We start from the raw sequence: 17,588 nt of genomic DNA, 5'->3' as shown, positions 1-17,588 counted from the left end.
GATGCGAGACAGCAGCCGGATTGCGAGCAACTTAGGTCGGAACAAGAACCGACGGCTGTCGCCGTCTGGATGCACTATCTGGTCGGAAGAACGAATTTCGCAACGTTGACCAAGCTGCCGAAAGTCAGGACGTCGTACCCGTTGCTGAAGCTGGACATCTCGAACTCATATGTTTCGCCGTTGCTGTCGACCATGCGACATATTCCGCTTCCGATTGGCCCTTTTTTCCGGCCCGAAATATAGGTTCTCACCAGTCGATAGGCATCAGCCGATACGACCTTGCTGAAGCGGGCTTGGAAGCCTCTCGATCGCATCATGTGGCTAACGGCGCTGCCATCGACCCGGCCGCCAATCTCTGGATGAAGCGGGTGACGGCTGATAAGGCCAAACACCGGATGGTCCGGGTACCTTTCGCACACCATCTGCCAGAGCGCGGTCGTCAGGGTGTTGCCATATCTTTCTTTCACCGCCTGGATCGATTTCCAGGAAAGCTCTAGATCCTTCGCCTCGCGATGGAACCGGTCGCCAAGGAAGATCAGGCGCCGCGCGCCATAGTTGGCCTCGGCCTCCATCAGTTGGTGGCAGCTTGGACTGAGGGTGGATTCGTTGTCCCCAAGAAGGAGGGAGCGATGCCAAGGCAAGAGGTCGTGCAGGATTTCATGCGCGATGATGAAGCGGCGTTTCAGCTGAACGACGTCATTGTCGATGAAGATCTTCTTCTCATCCTGCTTCAACATGAGCAGGCCACGCAGATTGAACTTCTCCACCACCTCGATCATGTGTCTGGCGGAACTCATCAAGGTGCTGCCCGCCATCTTGGCGCGGTGCGCCATTTCATCGAGAAGGTTGAGATCGGTCTTGCTGTAGTAGGTCAGGTCCAGTTTCTGCAGGTGCCGGACCACGTCGAGACTAAGCGGCGGTTCGGGATTGCCAAGGTCGCGCAACATACGAGACACCAGCTCGTTGATGTCGGCGGTCTCGTAAGATCCAATTGTCGGCTCGATCCCTTGCATGGTCATTTCGCCTTGTCATAATTCGCCAGCGCATTGACGAATTCGTTCAGACTTCGCCGTTCCGATCTTGAGAGCGAGGATAGGTCATCGGAACTGGCGGCAAACTTGGTGACGGCGTCTTCAAGGTTGTCATTGCGCACGACGGCATCAGCCGTCAGGCTCTGGACGGCCCGAGCCGGAACGCCGAGATATTGCGCAAGCTGGTGCAGCGTCCTGGGCATAGGCATAAAACCAGGGATGGTTTCAATCTTTTCAATTTCCGATAGCTCGACCCGGATCCGGTCGGCGAACTGAGCAAGGCTTAGGCCATCCCTTCGCCTGACCTTGTGGACCAGGACATGTAGCACCGAAATCCCGGCTGGGTCGGCAGGAAGCGGCGGAGACGAAACAAACCTGTTAAGAGGTGCGCTTTCCAGAAGCGGAAATCCAGCTTCCACCTCGACGTCACCATCGCGCAGGATCTGCTCTTTTAGCCATTCATTCGAAAACCGCAGTTTCATGCGTCCTCCCCGCCCGCACCTGGAGTGGCAAACATCTGCATCGCCGCCGATGTCGAAACCTCGAAATATCTCAGATTTTGATAGTGCTCATCTGGCCCAAGGTCTGTCATGCGGATTTTATCACGGTAATACGTCTCCGCCCCGGGCAGCGCATGCAGGCCAATACGGCCCTTCATCTCTTCATCGAAGGATAGCGACACCGCTGCGGCAAGCAATATGCGCCCACAGCCCGAATAGGCCGGCTGCGCCACCAGGCGCGGTCGGTTCCATGGAGCAGTCGCCAGGAAATCCACATAAATCAGCTGATTGGTGAGATCTTCTGGGTGGCGGCACAGGCATTTCAAACCGCCCTTGCGCACCAGCATCAGAGCCTGTGTGGAATAACCGCATTCGAGCACGAACAGTTCAAGGATTAGGGGATCCTCTTCTGCGGCAAGGACTTTTTTGCCCCAGTCCCAGTGCACGTCCTCGGCGTTGATGTCATGAAGCGACAAGCCCTGCTGTTCCGCCTCAAGCCGCCGCATTTCGAGCATCGGACGCCAACGCGTCTCAAAGTGGGCAAGGTTTTCCTGCCCCGCACCGCGAAACAGGGTGGCATCCTCGAACTTGCCGGTGACGCGATTGAGAAGCGGAACCGTGCCGAGGATCGTCTTCACAGCACCATCAACTCTGCTTTGTCCGTCTTGTCAGCGCTTTCGACGAACACCTTATCGCCGCGCGACATCCGCTCGTCGACCGACTTATAGAGCCGGAGCGCCTGGCGCACGAGCGCGGTCTTTGAAAGACCTTTCGTTTCGCAAAGCGCTTCCAGCGCATCCATTTCAGCCTCGGTGAGGTTGAGGGTCATGGTACGCTTCATTGCCACCTCGAACGGGGAATCGTTGGGACCAGACTATTCCCTTAAGGCAAATTCGTCAATCAAAAAATCATCACTTTATAGCTTGATTTCAGCTAAAAAATAGCTATTTATTGAAGGCAAGCAAACTGCAGGGAGATTCCCATATGTCCAATTCACACCACTTTTCCGTAAATGGGCGCGATTTCTCGTCTGACGACAAGGTTGTGACCGGTCGAGAAATTCGCGCTGAGGCAGGCCTCGTTCCACCCAGCGATTTCGTTCTCATCGAGGTTGGAGAGCGGACGTCCCGGTCGATCGGCCTGGAGGAGAAAATCGAACTGGAAGCCGGCCGGACTGCCGTCTTCCTCGCCTTCGAGAGCGACCGAATCTACGCATTCACGATCAATGAGCGGGGCTATGAATGGGGGGCGCCAGAGATAACTTCGGCCGACATCAGACGCTACGCCGCTGTCCCCGACGGCGAGGATCTGTTTCTCGATAGCCAAGCCGACCAGCCGATCGCGCCCCAGGGCAGTGTCAGGCTTGCCGGCAAGGGCACCGAGCGGATCATCTCGAAGCCGAAGGAAAAAGTCCGGATCGTCGTCAACACGCGCGAAAAGTTCGTTGATCCCGGCCTGATCAGTTTTTCGCAAATCGTGCTACTCGCCTTTCCCGACCTGCAGCCCGGCCCCAACACCTCGTTCACGGTGAGCTTTCTGAAAGGCCCCGACGACCGGCCCGAAGGCAGTCTAATCGACGGCGAGTTCATCACGGTTCGCAAAGGAATGCGCTTCAATGTCTCAGCAACTGATAAATCTTAGCCCCGACCTGCACAGGTTGTTTGAGGACGGCTACGAAATTTCGATCGAGCACGGCCACCTCATCGTCCGGCATATCCCGTATGTGACGTCCAGGCGCGAAATCGCTCTTGGGACACTTGTCTCGACACTTGCCATGTCCGGCGATCGCACCAATCCGCCGGATACGCATGTCATGATGTTTGGCGGCGAATTTCCGTGCGACTCGAACGGCGCGGCGCTGGAAAAAATCCGCCATTCCTCAACGCGCCAGATCATTGGCGGCGACCTCATCGTCGATCACAGTTTCTCCAGTAAGCCACTTGCCGGCTACAAGGACTATTATGAAAAGGTCGTGACCTACGCGAGCCTTCTCAGCAACCATGCCGCCGTGATCGATGCCACAGTGACCGCCCGGACCAAGCGTGTTGTCGAAGCGGCGGATGAATCGTCCTTCGTTTATATCGACAACGCGTCTGGACGGGCCGGCATAAGCGCCGCTAGTCAAAAGCTCAGGCAGGCGTCCGTAGCGATCGTCGGCCTTGGCGGCACCGGATCTTATGTGCTCGATCAGCTGGCAAAGACCCCTATCGAGGCCATCCACATCTATGATGGCGACATCTTCCAACAGCACAATGCTTTTCGTGCGCCCGGCGCGGCAAGCATAGCCGAGCTTCGCTCGCGGCCGCTTAAGGTCGACTACCTGGCCGCGATCTACGGCAACATGCACAAGGGCATCGTCAAGCATCCCTGCTACATTGACGCCGGCAACGTCGACGAACTTGCTTCGTATTCGATGGCCTTCCTGTGCGTTGACGCAAACGAGGACAAGCCAGTCATCATAGACCTGCTTGAAAAGGCCAACGTGCCTTTCATCGACGTCGGCATTGGTCTGGAACTGGTGGATGGCAAGCTGGTCGGCTCGGTGCGAACCACCACCAGCACACCCGCAATGCGCCATCACATCAAGGCGAGGTCGCGCATCCCGCTTCATCATATTGACGGAAACGATCTCTATGCGCGCAACATCCAGGTCGCTGACCTCAATGCGCTCAATGCCTGCCTTGCAGTCATCCGCTGGAAGAAGCTGTGTGGCTACTACGCAGATGCCGAACAGGAGCATTTCAGCCTGTTCACTATCGATTCAAATCATCTTCTCAATGAGGACTTCGCTGCGTGATGACCCATGAAAGACTGGATCACAGATTTGTGGAGAGCTTCCCTGAGCGTCTGCAGGAAGGAATCCTCTATATTTCGACCGAATACGCCAGCATGACCCATCTGTGCGCATGCGGCTGTGGCTCGGAGGTTGTCACGCCGCTCAGTCCACTAGACTGGCGCTTCATGTTCGACGGCCAGACGATCTCGGTCCATCCGTCGATTGGAAGCTGGTCCTTGCCGTGTCGGTCGCACTACATCATCCGTCATAACCAGATTCACTGGGCCGAGGATTGGTCGGACGAGCAGATTGCAGCCGGTCGCACGAACGATCTCGCTGCAAAACGCGGTCCCGTGAACTCCCCTGCCTCCCGCACTCCCGATGTGGCCGAGGTCGAACAGCCGCGCGACAGCAAGCCGCTCGGCTTCTTTGGAAGAGTCAAAAAATGGATTTTTCGCTGATCGTTCCGCAAAAGCCGTGGTCATCACTTTTTGGATCGTTAATCGGAGACAATGACCGCAATGCCTTGGTCCGCAGGCCGACGACCCCCAACGGCGGCCTGCGGCCAATCCAGCGCGGCCTAAACACAGTCCCGATGTGGCGTCTATTGTGCCGGCATTCTTGGTTTTTTCCGTTTCCCCATGACCCACCTGTTTTTATCTGTAATCGATCCGCGACCGATGGAGATGAAGTCGCGCTCCGGATTGTCGAACCATAGCGCGGCGTGTCTTTGCTGAATGCAAGCCGGAAGCATGCCAACCAGGTCGGCTGGTGGCGGCGACGGGGACAGTAGGACAAAAAATAAGTCCAGGTCGCCAGTCGCAAACGCAGGATCTTGCAATGCCGTGAGCCGCTTGCATTTGCTCCTGTATTGCTTGCGGTCCCAGCCGCCGGTCGCCTTTGCTTCGACCATAACGATTGTCTTGCCGAACGCGATCAGGAAATCAAAATCCTGTTGCGACCCTTGTATCGCGTACTCGGGGTCGGCCTCTACGTCGGAAATGGTCGGGTTGTGCCCAAAACTGCCCAGGCCATGCTGGCGATAGAGCAAAGCGCCCAGAAGCCAGTCGATGTGAAAATCCATCGCCCACCAAGCATCCTCATCGATCTTGCGATCAATCGCGGCGCCAATTTTGTCGCGGAACGAATTTGCCAGGCGCAAGGGCTGTTGCTGTTCGCCGAGTGCGTTGCGAACCACCCAATAGCGTTCCTTTCGGTTAAAGACTTCGAGAGCGGCCTCAATATCTCCAGACATGACGATCGATCCTTAAGCAAGTTCATTCTGCATGCTGATGTGGACCTCGCGCAAAACCATAAACACTGGGACGAGGTCGTTGAAATAAGCCACGTGACCGTCTGTTGAGATGTATCTGTAGGCGTATCCTGCATGACCGTCATGGAGGAAATGAATAATTCGCTCAAGCCCGGCAATCTCGGTTTGAAAACCGCGTTTCCCGGCCTCATCCAACAGTGCCTTTAGGTTGTGGCCATAGCGCCGATGTCGCAGTTCGTCCTCACTCAGGCCGGTGTTCGCCAAATAAGCCTTCAGGTATAGCTCCACGGCAAAGCCGAGGACGTTGTAGAGTGCAAAAAACACCGTGCTGCGCTTGCCTTGCCTGTCGACTTCGTGCTCCGAAAGAAACTCGGCTGCCTTTCGATGGCCCTCTGCGGCTTTGAAGAAGTCCTTGGCACTAGTCGGCATTCCAAACTCCAGTGACGCTAGCAAAATGCGAGCCGGCTGCTCCACAATGGCGGTTAAATTGAAGGGACATCTTGCGCCAGATGCGCCATCCCTTCCGCATAGGCGCTATCGTGTCGACATTGTGCTTGTCAAACGACATCCGCGGCCTTTCGCTGCCATCCACAGCCGTGTTCTCAAGTCGTAAGCCCGGTGTATCAACGCACAAAAGCCGCGAACCGGCTTGATCGTCTTTGCCCGTGCCACCGACCAAAGCCCGGGCAAGGGTTGTCAGGGCTTGAGAAAGCATTGCCGGGTGATGTACCGACTCGCGGATTAACTTATATGGTTGGCGCGAAATAGGAGATGACGATGGCCGTTGAAGACGATCCAAAATTCCCCGCTTGGGAAAAAGCCCTGGAGGGATTTCGAGCCGCGCTAGAACACTATCGTGAAACCCGGACGGCGCCCGCTTGGCTCGATCTACAAAATGCCATAGCTGCACTGGCCAAGGCTGGCGCAGAGATAGACAAACCCCTCCCCGACCGGGAGGCCGAAAGCCCAGAGTCACCGCCAGCATAGAACCCTGTAAGCTGAACGCAACGAGCTACCCGTTGTGCAACTGCGCAGCCGGACAGGCGGATTGACGCTCTTGGCGGCCGTGTGCCCATTCTTTTGGGGCCATGACGCATCTAACGATCCCTTTCTACCCAGTGTGGGTGCGCCGCCATCTGGTGAAGCTCCATTGCGGCTTGTCAGGTTATTGCCGCCGCATCTTTACGAAGCCAGGTTCAACCCGCCCACCATCAAGCACAAGAAAGCACGCATCGTTGGCGGATTGGACGAACTGAGCAACCTTGCCGCCGCCTGCTTTCATTGCAACCGGCCAAAAAGCACAGGGCAAAAATTCAAGCTGTGACATTGCCGGGCGCGAGTTCAAGGCAGTTCGGCGAACAAGCGCTTCAGATCATTGGTGAGCAGTTTGACGGCACCGCGCACGACAGCACTCTCGTCGGGAAGCCCGCCGAACATCGTGTCATGGCCCGGGAAATCCGGCACTCCCGTCGACCCCCACGTGACGGCAGGCTCGGGATGCCAACGATCGAAAAGCCGAAGCAGGCGGCTCGTCTCCTCGACATACGCCTGCGTGGCTTCCCGGGTGACAGGATAGTCAGAGAGTGCGACCGGAAATGTCACGTCAGCGCCAGCTTCATCATAGGTTCTAACTGGCCAGCGGCGATAGTAGAGCGTTAGTTCTTCGGGCACACCGCCGCGGCCGCCTTTTACCTCGATCTGCAAGCGCAGCGGCATCGTGCGTAAGGCTTGCAGGTGCGGCTTGAGCGCCGGGAAACTCCGGTCGGCCATTTCGGCATACGCAACCTGTACGCGTCGGTTGTACTCGTTGACCATGCCTGCAAGCCGCTCTTGCCCTTCGGTTGAGCCGACATCGACACTTTCGAGATCGTCCCACCATGTCACGATTTCCGTCTTGCCCTGCTCAAGCAGCCAGGCCAGATCTTCCAGCAACTCGCTTATCGGGAAGCGCTGTCCGTGCGTCAACGAGCCTAGCTCAACGAACTCGTGCGCGACCGGCTTGAGCGCATTGTACGCTTGTTGTACCGAAACCTCGCGTACAGAAAAACCCTCAAGCGACGCCAGATGCCGCAGTCGCCCGAAGACAAGTTCCTCGGTCCACACCGATCCTCCCCTTAGACGCCGTGCCTTCAAGAGGCCGTCTAGCGCATCCTCAACCCGCTTGGCGCCCAGGAGGCGGCCGGCTTCGGCGCCGAAGCCGGAACGGCGTAGTCCCTGACCATAGAACTTGCCCAACGGGATTTTTTCGTGGCCGGGAAGCAACTCGACATTTGACCGACCCCGTGCATCGAAGAAACTATATTGGACATCGTCCGAACTGGCCGCGCCCATGATGCCGAGTTCCTGCACGGGCACGCCAGCAATCTCGCCCAGAATGCGGCTCCGCAATTGCGGGAAGTGAGCGGCGACCAAAGTTTCGATAGATTGCCGAATGTCGTCGAGCAGACGATGCACATCTATTTGCGGATCGGCGGCATTTGGTCTCTCGTCACCGACGCCAAAGTGCAGAGTACGGACGGCCAGTTCCAGGTCCGCCTTTGCGACAGCCTGCCATGCGCCGCTACGGTCTTTGGGTGTTGGCGCGGTAGCCACTAGCAGCGTGGCAAATTGAGAAGACGGATCGAAATTTAGGCGCTCAAGGCTATCTTTCCGTTCCCCAACGTTAGTTTCCCAATGTCTTTTGGCGCGCAGATAGTCGGCCAACCCTTCATGCGGAAGTTCGAGCGTCGCGCCCCTAACACTGATGGCGTCGGCTTGTTCAAGCCGGTTGAGGGCCGCTCGCGAATCGCCTTGCTGCTGGCCAAGCTCAATGGCTTTCTTTACGCTGATCGGGCCAGCAGCGGTCTGAATGGCAATTTCCTCGAGCAGTTTGCGATCAAGTGCCTGGTCGAGCGCGCCCGAGGCCTGCAGGATTCCCCGAAACCATTCTTCGTAGAGCAAAGCGAGATCTGTGATGTGGGTCCGTTTGCGCGCAAAATGCTCAAGCAGCCGGTCGGCGAACATAGGAACCCTTGCCAAGCGAAGGACATAGTTCGGTGCCTGGCTGAAGGCTCCGCGCATCTCAGGGCGAAGTGCAGAGCGCCGATCTTCCAGGCCGGACAGCTCCGAGTCTGAGTATTCTTGCAGGTGCAACACCGGCAGATCGAGCCCTTTTGGGGCGGTTTGCACCCGCGACGTCAGGTAAAGCCGCGTCTTTGGATAATCCTTAAGCAGAAGCCTGAGCATGCTTTCGACGTGACCGCGTTTTTCATGCGGAACACGATCGAACCCGTCAGCAGCAATCAGCAGGCCCTGTTTTTGCGCCAGTCCCGAAAACATTGCGCCGGTGAAGCCTGGCTTGTGCGCGGCGATGCGGTTGGTCAGGAATGTTTCGATCTCGCCGCTTGAAAGCGCCAGATCCGGTAGGAAAACATCTATTGGCAGAAAACTTTCGAGGTTCTGCCAACGTCTTTCAAACCCTTGCACAAGGATCAGACCGGCGAGCGTTGTCTTGCCGTACCCCGACATGCCAACGAGCACGGCGCCACCGGGGCGCGCCTCTGTAAGCTCAGCAGACTTCACCTCCTGCTCTGCCGAGACGTCTCGCAGGGTTCGTGGAATAGCAGAACAAACCAAGGCGCTGATCCGCTCATGTTCGTCGACCTCATAGACCCCGAGATCCCTGGCAAGCACATCGAAACGCTTGTAGGGGAGCGATGTCGAGTGGGATTTGATCGCCTCCTTGCCCAGAATGGCCTCGAGCTCGCCTCGGTGAGCTGCGAGGCCAGCGACGTCGCCCTTGAACACAAGCTGGCTCTCCGACGAGATCTGCATCTGCCAGACCTCAAGCTGAACGCCGTTGGTCAAGAGCAAGATCGGCGCGCCCAGGTTTTGTGCGTAGGATTCTCCTTGCTCGCGACCTTTTTCCAGCGACACGTTGGTTCGCTTGGTTTCGACGACAATTAGCGAGGTCGCTCGGCCGAAGGGTTCTGCGGCGTAGACGACAAAATCTGCCGCGGCCTTCCGTCCCCGACGTTTGCTTCCTAGTTGGAACTCGACCGGTTCCTTCGATGAGATACATCGGCGCTCGTGACCAAGAGCCAGCAGCAGGGGCTCAACGAACCATGCCTCGACATTGGCCTCACTCGTGGTGGCCAGTTCGGCAATTGTATTCCAGAAGCTTTCTTGCATAAAGACGGTGCAGCCCCTGAGCTTCATGTCATCGGTGACATGACCCGATACCTGGGTGGCGTCGATCGATCAAGCAAGCACATGCCAAGGGCGCCAAAAGGGCTTCCATAGTGCCGGCATCAGTTCGAAACGATACCCGTGCCTTGGAGTGGGACGATTGCCCTCGGTCGACCCCGCTCATTTCCAGTAAGCTTGGCTTGCGGTCAATCTAATTCATCCCTATTTTGGGATGAGTTATGAAGGAGATTGGATATGGAGAATCTCACCGTGGCCCAGGCGGCGTTCGTGGTCGGTGAATCCGTGGCCGCATTCCGCAAGACTGTCGAGAAGGCTCCCGTTCGGCCGTTGTCGCACGGCCCTGGAAAACGATGGGCATTCAAGGTCCACGACTTGGTTTTTTTCCACGCTTACCCGGAGCTTAAGCGGGCGCTGACCGACGCTGGTCGACAAGATTTATATTCCGCGTTGCGCGAAATACCTGCCGAGCGCGAGGTTCGGATCGTGGCCTTCGGCAAACAAAAATATGATCTGAGCGAAAACTACCGGGCCGTCGTTGGCCAATTGAAAAAACTGCGAGCTCTTCACGCCGAGATTGACGATTCAGGGGATGAGGCTCTGATAAAGGGCACGAGTATCGAGGCGCACCGCGTTGCGGCACTTCTCGCGGGCGGCGCAAGCCTCGAGCGAATTCTGGCTGACTATCCATCGCTGGATGAGGATAAGGTTCACGCGGCCGAATTATACGCTGCAGCCCATCCAAAGGTAGGCAGGCCTTATCCCAAGACAACGGCAAAGAAGGCGTTGGAAAGCGTTGACTTCAGCGCACTGGACGATCTTGCTTGAGATATCTCCTTGATACCAATGTCCTCAAGGAAGTCGGAAAACCCGAAGCGCACCAGAACGTGAAGCGCTGGCTCAAGTCCGTTGATGACAACGAGTTGGCCATCAGCGCCATGAGCATCATGGAGATCTACAAGGGTATCGAGAAGCTTCGCACCCAAAGGCCTGATGTTGCAGACATCCTGAAGGCCGGCGCACAAGGCTTGGTAGCCGCGTTTTCAGGACGCCTGATTGCGATCGATGAGGACGTCGCCCTGGTTTGGGGAACGTATTTGGGACGAAGCGACAAGCATGTCTTTGACAAAGGGCTCGCCGCTTCGGCTTTGGTGCACAAGCTTGTGGTCGTGACACGCAACATTGCTGACTTCCAAGGCCTGGGAATCGTCGTACTTGACCCCTTCAAAGCCAGCCCTGTCATTCACACTGTCTAGAAGGCGTTTTAGGCGGCCGTTACAGGCCTTCGAAGCGACAAGGCGTTTGGCGACAGATCGTTTCACCCATGACAGTATTTGTATTTCTTCCCCGATCCGCACGGGCACCGTTCGTTGCGTCCGACCTTTTGCGCGGCTGAAGGAGCCTTGGATGGGTCAGGTGCGGCTGGGTTCATCTGTGCGGCTGCGCGGCCGAGAGCCCATGGCGGAGGCACCCATTTGGCAGGGGGTCCGAATACGCGCAGTTTGCGGATCAACGACCGTTGATTGGCCAATTCCTGCTGCACGATTGGTGCAAGTCCGGCCTCATAGGGTAACAGACGGGCCATCTCAGCGTCTGCGTCATCAAAACGGCTGCAGTAGGCCAAGACGACGGCGTAGTGTGAGCGCACGGTGATGAGATAGTCGGCCAGTTTCCATTGCGCCAACTGCGGCAGCAGGATCCTTTGCATTATATCGAGCGCGCCATCAAAATCGCGATGCTTGATGAACTGATCGACGAGATCCTGCCCTACCCGAAACATGGAGTCGGGTGCGCGAGCCAGATCATAGAACTTCAAGGCATGGACACGCGCCAGTGGCGCGAAGCTTCCTTGGGCATCCATCGCCTTAGCCAAAACGTCCAGCGCGTCGGCGAGGTGCTTGACGTCGTCCAAGTCGGCCCCTGGCTTCAACATCTTTGCAAGCTGTGACGCGTTGTTGCCCATGACTAATTTTGGGGTGAGGCCAATGAGCTGATAGTATTCCGATACAATCGGCTGAACGCGCGTGGCGGCTGATGCCGAGTCCCCGAGAGCAAGTTCGGCGCAAGCGACATTGTAGGAGAAGATACGGCGATGGGTGGCCGGCAGCTTTTCAACCATCGTCGCCAGCCTCGCGATCAGCCCCGCCGCGCCGCGACGGTCACCTTTCGTCGCTAGGAAATTCATGCGCTTCATGCTCGCGCGAAGACGTTCCTCCTCGCCAAGGTCGTGTTTGGCGATAAGTGCGTCCATTTGATCGAGCCAGATGGCGGCTCGATCAGAACCGGCCCTCATGTCGGCAAAGGCCAGCGCATCCAGCGCCTTGATGCGCTGGTCTGGGGGAACAGCCTCGTCCTGCGCTCCTTGCTCGAGATAGGCCTCAACCTCGGGCCAGACTCCCATCTCATGGAACTGTTCATCCGTCGCCATCTCGACGAGGACGTCGAGCTTGCCCACCTCGCCAGTGAACCGCAAGAAAAGCGCCAGCTTCGCGGGATTCCAGCCTTTGACAAGGCTCCGATAAATGACCGTTCTCAGCGCCTGCTTGCGCAGCTTCACTGCTTGTGAACCCAAAAGATCAAGGCGTCCCTTGCCGACGACGCGAGCTGCGTCATGAAGCTTGATCCTGTCGCCTGCGAACGCTTGTAACAGGCCCTGGCCCAGCAAATGGCGAAGGGATCTCAGGAAGATTGCTCGCTCCGGGCCTTTTGCCGCGACGACGAAGGCGCCAGCCTCCTCACGCGTGAGGGGCGCATCACAGAGACTGAGAAGGTCTGCCACATCGGCGATGCTGTCAGGCAATCGCTTGAAGACGCGGCCAAGGATGAGTTCTTGTGCCGTCTCTCGAGAATGCCCTTGCCGCGCCAGCTCCGCGCAAAAATTCTTCAGCGAACCGCCGTAATCCGAGCCGGTCACCGAAAGCGCATTCAAAACGAACAGCGGAAGGCCGCCTGTCAGATCGATCAGGCGCTGACAATCGGCGGCATCGCATCGGCATCCCGCCTCGTCGGCGGCGGCTGCGATCGTATCGGGATCCCACCCTCGCAGCTCCTCGCGCGCCACCCCGGCAAAGGCTTCGATTGATCCGACCTCACCCTCCGGGCGCCCAAGTAAGATGTAACGGATATCCCGACCGGCCTCGATCACGCCGGCAATCTCGTCGGCAGCCAATCTGTGCACGTTGTCTAACGCCACGGTCACGACCTCACCGCGGTCGTTCAGGCGTCGCGACAGAAGCTGCAGGATTTCGCGACCCGAGGCGCCAGATCGGAAGATTTCCCCGGCGCCCTGCCCGTCTTTGTAAATGCGACCAGCGACTTCTCTTGCGATGGCATGGGCCAGCGCCGCACCTGGCAATTCGGCAACATCGAGATAGACCAGAGGCCCGGTGTCGTGCAGAGCACTTTGCGCCAGCCACGATGTCTTGCCTGCTCCCGAGTAGCCGACGATCAAGCGAACGCGCTCGCCGCTGGAAAGACTGGGCTCATCGCGCTGCACCCGATACGGCACGGGCGGCACGGGAAGATCCTGCAGATGCAAAAGAAGCTGCTCGAACAGAGCCGGAAGGGCCTCGGCTGCAAAGACGTGGTCGAGGGAAGCATTTTCGCCGGTAGCCGCGAGCATGACGGCGCCCGCAAGCTTCCAGGTCAGCGTGTCCGGCGCCAGTGTCGCGAATGGCAGTGCCTCAGCCAGACTGCAACAAACATCGACTGCTTCCATCAATGAGGCTTGAGGCGCTGGAACGAGCCGGGCTGCCGGCTTGGCGCCAGGCCAATCAATGCTCAGGTCGGCCGGCCAGTCTGATGCTGCGAGGCGCTTGCGAAGAGGCCCATTCGGCTCGGCATTGCTAAGGATAACGAATCTCGCAGTGCCCGTCCTGTCTCCGCGCTGATGTGCGCTGCGCAGTTCAGAAAAACGACTCAACGCCCTCTCGATATCGCCCCAAGACAGCGCGCCCTGGCGATGCTTGACTTGAATATAAACCCTGGTTCCGTCGAGCTGCACCTCAACATCCTCATCGCTCTCTACAGAAACCGATTGTGCACCCAGCGTAGTCGAAGCCAGTAGGCATTGAACCGCATAGAGATGCTGGAAGAGGTAGCCGCGATGCATGACTTCGATCCGCACCAATTGGGCCGGATCGATGACATTCGGTCGTGGTCGATCTGATTGCGTCAAGGCTGAGTGCATTCCTCTGCGTGGGATCATCTAGGTCTTGCTGGGGCACGTCCGGCTTGCGGGTGTCGATGGCAGAGCCGGAACGATGCCTGGCGGCGGGAGAAGGCTGTGCTATCAGTGTGATCGAGCAACAGCGCGGTGAAGGGATCTGCGGTGAGCCGTTATTTTTCTGATCGCCATGGTTTTGGCGTTGTGGATGCTCCGATCTGTGTTCGCGAGGATGCCCCTCCTGCGTTGCGTTATGGCGTGGCCGAGATTGCAAACCGTGCCGGGCTCAGCCCATCGTCGATCCGCACCATCATCTGCAGCGTCCTATTCGAGACACCGGATTCAAGCAACTGGTCGGAGTACCCAAACATCTGTGATGAGGTGCTTCGGCTGCTGCAAGATTGTCGATGGTACAAGGTCTATGACATCGCCGAGACGATCTGGCGGAATCTTGATCACAATTATGAAGAGCAGGCGCTGTTTGAAAGTGAGCTCAATCGACTTTTTCTGGAAAAAGGCATTGGTTGGGAACTCAAAAGCCCGATCGGCATCGTGTTTAGAGGCGAAGCCAATTTCACATCCTTGACCGAAAAGGCGGTCCAGGTCTTTGAGGCGTCGAACCGGGAGAATGCCGCCGCAGAAATCAGGGAAGCTCTCAAGGACATCTCACGGCGCCCGATTCCGGATCGGACAGGCGCAATCCAGCATGCGATGGCCGCCGTGGAGTGCGCCGCCCGCGATCTTACCGGCGAGTCGAATTTGACGCTTGGAAGACTGATCCCACGGCTCAACGTGCCCCGCCCCCTGGATAGCGCTCTGGAAAAACTCTGGGGCTATGCGTCAGAGCATGGTCGTCATATTCAAGAGGGGGCGCAATACAGCGCGGCCGAGGCGGAACTGGTTGTCAGCATTGCCTGTGCAGTCTGTGTCTTCCTGGTTCAAAGAGACGATGAGTTGCGATGAATGAGCCAAATTTTCTCGAACGGTCCCGCCAAGGACTTTGTTTTTAACCCATTTTCAAAGCTTATCGCAACGTCGTCGTCCATCCATCTGGCAGCGCCGTATTTCACCGAAGCTCAGCCGATCTTAAATGCGGCTCGTGCCGGCAAGGCGGTCAGGCTGCTGATCGGGCTCAACTCGGCGACCAGTCCGGAGGCGCTGCGCAAGGTTTTCGGGGTGCCCGGGCTCGCGATTCGCTATTTAACCCGCCGCTTTCATGCCAAGATTTACGTCTTCGAGAACGCCGCGCTTGTTGGCTCTTCCAACCTGACACAGGGAGGATTGTGGGTGAACCGCGAGGCGGTCATCTGCCTCGACAGAGAGGAGGACGCCGACGCGATCGAGGAAGTCCGTGCCCTCTTTGTTGAACTCTGGGAAGCCGGCCAAGTGCTGACGCAGCCCAAGCTTATGGCGTTTGCCTCCACCGTCGGCGACTTGCTCAAACGATCTCCAAATGATGAGCAGGAGATCGAAGGCGCGGTGGGGCGGGTCGAACCTCCCAACATCAACGTCACCAGCCTCACAAAGCCCAAGGAGAGGGTTTTTCTCGAAACGCTGCGGCGCGAAGTCTATGAGCAGTACAGGCCCGCCTTCGTCGAGGTGAGCGAAATTCTTGAACAGAACGATCTGCGTCGACCGGAATTGGCAAGGATTGGTCTCGCCAACGAAGCCAATCGCTTCCTTAATTATGTTCGGCTTTCCCATGTGAGCGGAGACGACGCTTGGCGCTCGGCACCATTGCGCGATGCCGCTGGTCGCAAAGCGCTGATCCTTAAATTGGGCCGCGAATGGACTGGTGCAAAGAATAGCATGGTCCCTGATGACTATGTCGAATGGCTGGAGACCGTAGCACGAACGTTTTCCACAGTGGAGGAGGTGGTTGCCGCCAGCAAGGAGGAGATCACGAGGGGGTTGCTCTCATTGCACGCGTTTGCGGAGCAGATGCGCTTTGTGAAGGGCGGACATAAGAACCTGCCGATTGAGTTCTGGACAAGGAACGCCGACAGGGTTGACCACGTCAAATCGTCGCTTGCGTACCTGATCCACGGGCCGGGGGATTTTATCGAACGCTTCCACGACATTCTCTATCACCCCTCTCGCAGGATCGCGCTGTTCGGCTATTTTTCGGCCCTGGAATTGTACGGCACGATCAAACCTGATGAGTGTCCGCCGATGAACGGGCGAATGGCCAAGGCACTTCGCTACCTCGGCTTCGACGTAAAAGGCGCCTGAGCCACGCCAGCCATGGGCTTGCATCTGCGCGTCCGAGCGACAGTCTCGGCTCAGCGTAGCAAGGCCAGCAACTCTAGCCTCGCGGAGCTTGTCAGGGTCTGAACCACATTTTTGACGCCAGGGTCATTCAGGTCGTTGCACGCATCCGAAGAAAAGAGCGATTCGACAATTGGCGCCAACTTGCTAAGTTAAGCGGGCAAGGGCCTCGGGGGTAGTGAAGTGCGGATTTTGCCGATAGTACTCATTGCATCTGGCTTGAGCTATGCGCTTTTTCTCGCACAAATCGGCCTTCAACTCGGTCGCGAAGTCTTCATTGCTGCCTTCGTCGCCTTCGCTCTGCTGCTCGGATTTGCCTACATCGGCCATGTGCCAATTCCCAAGGACGTGGCCCAACGCCTGTCCGCTAGGATCCGCGCTTTCGCAACTGGTTCGCCAAGACGACCCCGATAATCGTTACGACGAGCAGAACGCGGGTAACTTCCAGTTGATGTCCCTGGAGGTAGTCGGCGGCGACGCCGCCAACAGGTTCGGCAGAGCCGGCGCTGCCCTTTGCAATCATGGACAATTTCGTCGCCGCAGCTCTGATCATCAAGTAAGGCAACACTGTCATGCCGACCGACAGCATGGACAGCCAGGCAGCGATGTCCGGCTCGAACGCCTTGTCATGAATGAGTTTGAAGTCGACCACGCCTAGCGCGCCTGACGTCACCACCATGACGGCGCCGCCAATTCCAAACCCGAACGAATAGAAGGTGAGCGCGTCGAGATCCTTGCTGCCACCGACGGCATGGTAGGCCACGCCTTGCGCCACGCCGGTCATCACCGGGACCGCGATTGCGGAAAGGTGAAACCCGACCGCCTCGCCGGCTCCGGCTCCCACCAGGACAGCGACGAGTACCACGAGCGCGAGCGAGACACCAATGTCGAGCTTGTCCACCGCATTCTTGGCGACCAGATCGATCACCATGGCAGTGGCAATGCTCATGGCGAAGATAACAGGAATTGCCACATAGCTCGGGACCAGCGCCACCGACAGTGTCGTTCCACCATTCGTCAAAACGACGCCGAACACAGCGAACACGATCAGGGCCTTGAGGTGTTCGGGCCGAAGCACGGGCAGTCCGACGAAACACCAGCGCACCAGCACCAATAGGAAGAACACCAAGCCAACGGAAACGGTACGCATGACGGTGATGTCCAAGGGGTGAAAGCCCTCACCGCGCAGGTTGCCTGCCGGGACGCCAGCGAGCCCTGTCAGGAGAAGTCCCCCGGCGAAAACCAGGAACCAGATGACGGCCGACCAGCCAGAAAACTCAGCAGAAGCGACTTTTTCCTCAATCATGACGAGACCTCCCTCATATTGTCGAAAATATGTGGGGAAATCGCTTCCATTGATAGAGAACGCACACTTACTGACGGCTTGATC

The 17,588-nt window shown here is 57.6% G+C and carries 19 protein-coding genes; 9 read left to right on the top strand and 10 right to left on the bottom strand.

The genetic code is table 11. The features are described 5' to 3' along the window. Window positions 1-74: 74 nt before the first annotated feature. Genes FJ936_RS09165 through FJ936_RS09150 form a run of 4 tightly spaced genes read right to left on the bottom strand, consistent with a single transcriptional unit; the run spans window position 75 to window position 2,360 of the window. On the bottom strand, window positions 75-1,013 hold the full coding sequence (locus tag FJ936_RS09165; protein WP_246680436.1) for an ImmA/IrrE family metallo-endopeptidase: 939 nt from the start codon (window positions 1,011-1,013) through the stop codon (window positions 75-77). Window positions 1,014-1,015: 2 nt separating this feature from the next. Next, complete coding sequence (locus FJ936_RS09160) at window positions 1,016-1,513, bottom strand: helix-turn-helix transcriptional regulator (protein ID WP_141906419.1); 498 nt, start codon at window positions 1,511-1,513, stop codon at window positions 1,016-1,018. After that, complete coding sequence (locus FJ936_RS09155) at window positions 1,510-2,169, bottom strand: hypothetical protein (protein WP_141906418.1); 660 nt, start codon at window positions 2,167-2,169, stop codon at window positions 1,510-1,512. Before FJ936_RS09155 ends, FJ936_RS09160 begins: the two co-directional genes overlap by 4 nt. Further along, on the bottom strand, window positions 2,166-2,360 hold the full coding sequence (locus tag FJ936_RS09150; RefSeq protein ID WP_141906417.1) for a ribbon-helix-helix protein, CopG family: 195 nt from the start codon (window positions 2,358-2,360) through the stop codon (window positions 2,166-2,168). Before FJ936_RS09150 ends, FJ936_RS09155 begins: the two co-directional genes overlap by 4 nt. A 155-nt stretch (window positions 2,361-2,515) precedes the next feature. On the opposite strand from FJ936_RS09150, the gene FJ936_RS09145 reads away from it, so the two are divergent. Genes FJ936_RS09145 through FJ936_RS09135 form a run of 3 tightly spaced genes read left to right on the top strand, consistent with a single transcriptional unit; the run spans window position 2,516 to window position 4,768 of the window. Further along, window positions 2,516-3,172: a multiubiquitin domain-containing protein gene (locus tag FJ936_RS09145; RefSeq protein WP_141906416.1), complete on the top strand. Its 657-nt coding sequence runs from the start codon at window positions 2,516-2,518 to the stop codon at window positions 3,170-3,172. Continuing rightward, a complete protein-coding gene (locus FJ936_RS09140; RefSeq protein WP_141906415.1) occupies window positions 3,147-4,328 on the top strand; it encodes a ThiF family adenylyltransferase in 1,182 nt (393 codons plus the stop codon). Before FJ936_RS09145 ends, FJ936_RS09140 begins: the two co-directional genes overlap by 26 nt. Further along, window positions 4,328-4,768: a DUF6527 family protein gene (locus FJ936_RS09135; protein ID WP_246680457.1), complete on the top strand. Its 441-nt coding sequence runs from the start codon at window positions 4,328-4,330 to the stop codon at window positions 4,766-4,768. Before FJ936_RS09140 ends, FJ936_RS09135 begins: the two co-directional genes overlap by 1 nt. A 143-nt stretch (window positions 4,769-4,911) precedes the next feature. On the opposite strand, the gene FJ936_RS09130 is transcribed toward FJ936_RS09135, so the two are convergent. Next, window positions 4,912-5,562, bottom strand: a complete 651-nt coding sequence (locus tag FJ936_RS09130) for a hypothetical protein (protein WP_141906413.1) — start codon at window positions 5,560-5,562, stop codon at window positions 4,912-4,914. Window positions 5,563-5,574: 12 nt separating this feature from the next. After that, window positions 5,575-6,009, bottom strand: a complete 435-nt coding sequence (locus FJ936_RS09125; RefSeq protein WP_141906412.1) for a hypothetical protein — start codon at window positions 6,007-6,009, stop codon at window positions 5,575-5,577. Between the two features lie 348 nt (window positions 6,010-6,357). Here FJ936_RS09125 and FJ936_RS09120 point away from each other — a divergent pair, with 348 nt between their 5' ends. Both FJ936_RS09120 and FJ936_RS09115 read left to right on the top strand, forming a co-directional pair. Further along, on the top strand, window positions 6,358-6,567 hold the full coding sequence (locus FJ936_RS09120; RefSeq protein ID WP_141906411.1) for a hypothetical protein: 210 nt from the start codon (window positions 6,358-6,360) through the stop codon (window positions 6,565-6,567). A gap of 61 nt (window positions 6,568-6,628) precedes the next feature. Next, window positions 6,629-6,904 (top strand): HNH endonuclease, encoded by a 276-nt coding sequence (locus tag FJ936_RS09115; protein WP_181763116.1) that lies wholly within the window; start codon window positions 6,629-6,631, stop codon window positions 6,902-6,904. Between the two features lie 17 nt (window positions 6,905-6,921). Here FJ936_RS09115 and FJ936_RS09110 read toward each other — a convergent pair whose 3' ends face one another. Continuing rightward, window positions 6,922-9,777: a type I restriction enzyme HsdR N-terminal domain-containing protein gene (locus FJ936_RS09110; RefSeq protein ID WP_141906409.1), complete on the bottom strand. Its 2,856-nt coding sequence runs from the start codon at window positions 9,775-9,777 to the stop codon at window positions 6,922-6,924. A 225-nt stretch (window positions 9,778-10,002) separates the two neighbouring features. Here FJ936_RS09110 and FJ936_RS09105 point away from each other — a divergent pair, with 225 nt between their 5' ends. Both FJ936_RS09105 and FJ936_RS09100 read left to right on the top strand, forming a co-directional pair. Further along, a complete protein-coding gene (locus tag FJ936_RS09105; protein ID WP_141906408.1) occupies window positions 10,003-10,593 on the top strand; it encodes a DUF433 domain-containing protein in 591 nt (196 codons plus the stop codon). Beyond that, on the top strand, window positions 10,590-11,021 hold the full coding sequence (locus tag FJ936_RS09100; RefSeq protein WP_141906407.1) for a type II toxin-antitoxin system VapC family toxin: 432 nt from the start codon (window positions 10,590-10,592) through the stop codon (window positions 11,019-11,021). Before FJ936_RS09105 ends, FJ936_RS09100 begins: the two co-directional genes overlap by 4 nt. Before the next feature lie 62 nt (window positions 11,022-11,083). Here FJ936_RS09100 and FJ936_RS09095 read toward each other — a convergent pair whose 3' ends face one another. After that, entirely contained in the window at window positions 11,084-13,942 is a 2,859-nt protein-coding gene (locus FJ936_RS09095; protein ID WP_181763115.1) for an SEC-C domain-containing protein, read from the bottom strand. A gap of 153 nt (window positions 13,943-14,095) precedes the next feature. Here FJ936_RS09095 and FJ936_RS09090 point away from each other — a divergent pair, with 153 nt between their 5' ends. Together FJ936_RS09090 and FJ936_RS09085 are read left to right on the top strand one after the other, a co-directional pair. Beyond that, on the top strand, window positions 14,096-14,893 hold the full coding sequence (locus FJ936_RS09090; RefSeq protein WP_141906405.1) for a hypothetical protein: 798 nt from the start codon (window positions 14,096-14,098) through the stop codon (window positions 14,891-14,893). Continuing rightward, window positions 14,894-16,162 carry a phospholipase D family protein gene (locus FJ936_RS09085; RefSeq protein WP_141906404.1) on the top strand — a complete coding sequence of 423 codons (1,269 nt, stop codon included), beginning with the start codon at window positions 14,894-14,896 and terminating at the stop codon, window positions 16,160-16,162. 183 nt (window positions 16,163-16,345) lie between these two features. Here FJ936_RS09085 and FJ936_RS09080 read toward each other — a convergent pair whose 3' ends face one another. Both FJ936_RS09080 and FJ936_RS09075 read right to left on the bottom strand, forming a co-directional pair. Then, window positions 16,346-16,528 carry a hypothetical protein gene (locus tag FJ936_RS09080; protein ID WP_141906403.1) on the bottom strand — a complete coding sequence of 61 codons (183 nt, stop codon included), beginning with the start codon at window positions 16,526-16,528 and terminating at the stop codon, window positions 16,346-16,348. 37 nt (window positions 16,529-16,565) lie between these two features. Next, window positions 16,566-17,504 carry a hypothetical protein gene (locus FJ936_RS09075; RefSeq protein WP_141906402.1) on the bottom strand — a complete coding sequence of 313 codons (939 nt, stop codon included), beginning with the start codon at window positions 17,502-17,504 and terminating at the stop codon, window positions 16,566-16,568. Window positions 17,505-17,588: the final 84 nt, after the last annotated feature.

The organism is Mesorhizobium sp. B2-4-13 (genome assembly GCF_006658535.1).
In the GTDB taxonomy this organism is placed as follows: Bacteria; Pseudomonadota; Alphaproteobacteria; order Rhizobiales; family Rhizobiaceae; genus Mesorhizobium; species Mesorhizobium australicum.
This window is presented reverse-complemented; position numbering and strand designations above follow the sequence as displayed.

Coding starts and splice junctions, on each gene's coding strand:
- FJ936_RS09085 (WP_141906404.1), top strand. CDS start 14,894: ATGAGCCAAATTTTCTCGAACGGTCCCGCCAAGGACTTTGTTTTTAAC.
- FJ936_RS09105 (WP_141906408.1), top strand. CDS start 10,003: ATGGAGAATCTCACCGTGGCCCAGGCGGCGTTCGTGGTCGGTGAATCC.
- FJ936_RS09130 (WP_141906413.1), bottom strand. CDS start 5,562: ATGTCTGGAGATATTGAGGCCGCTCTCGAAGTCTTTAACCGAAAGGAA.
- FJ936_RS09165 (WP_246680436.1), bottom strand. CDS start 1,013: ATGCAAGGGATCGAGCCGACAATTGGATCTTACGAGACCGCCGACATC.
- FJ936_RS09125 (WP_141906412.1), bottom strand. CDS start 6,009: ATGCCGACTAGTGCCAAGGACTTCTTCAAAGCCGCAGAGGGCCATCGA.
- FJ936_RS09110 (WP_141906409.1), bottom strand. CDS start 9,777: ATGAAGCTCAGGGGCTGCACCGTCTTTATGCAAGAAAGCTTCTGGAAT.
- FJ936_RS09120 (WP_141906411.1), top strand. CDS start 6,358: ATGGCCGTTGAAGACGATCCAAAATTCCCCGCTTGGGAAAAAGCCCTG.
- FJ936_RS09160 (WP_141906419.1), bottom strand. CDS start 1,513: ATGAAACTGCGGTTTTCGAATGAATGGCTAAAAGAGCAGATCCTGCGC.
- FJ936_RS09080 (WP_141906403.1), bottom strand. CDS start 16,528: ATGGCCGATGTAGGCAAATCCGAGCAGCAGAGCGAAGGCGACGAAGGC.
- FJ936_RS09075 (WP_141906402.1), bottom strand. CDS start 17,504: ATGATTGAGGAAAAAGTCGCTTCTGCTGAGTTTTCTGGCTGGTCGGCC.
- FJ936_RS09135 (WP_246680457.1), top strand. CDS start 4,328: ATGACCCATGAAAGACTGGATCACAGATTTGTGGAGAGCTTCCCTGAG.
- FJ936_RS09145 (WP_141906416.1), top strand. CDS start 2,516: ATGTCCAATTCACACCACTTTTCCGTAAATGGGCGCGATTTCTCGTCT.
- FJ936_RS09140 (WP_141906415.1), top strand. CDS start 3,147: ATGTCTCAGCAACTGATAAATCTTAGCCCCGACCTGCACAGGTTGTTT.
- FJ936_RS09150 (WP_141906417.1), bottom strand. CDS start 2,360: ATGACCCTCAACCTCACCGAGGCTGAAATGGATGCGCTGGAAGCGCTT.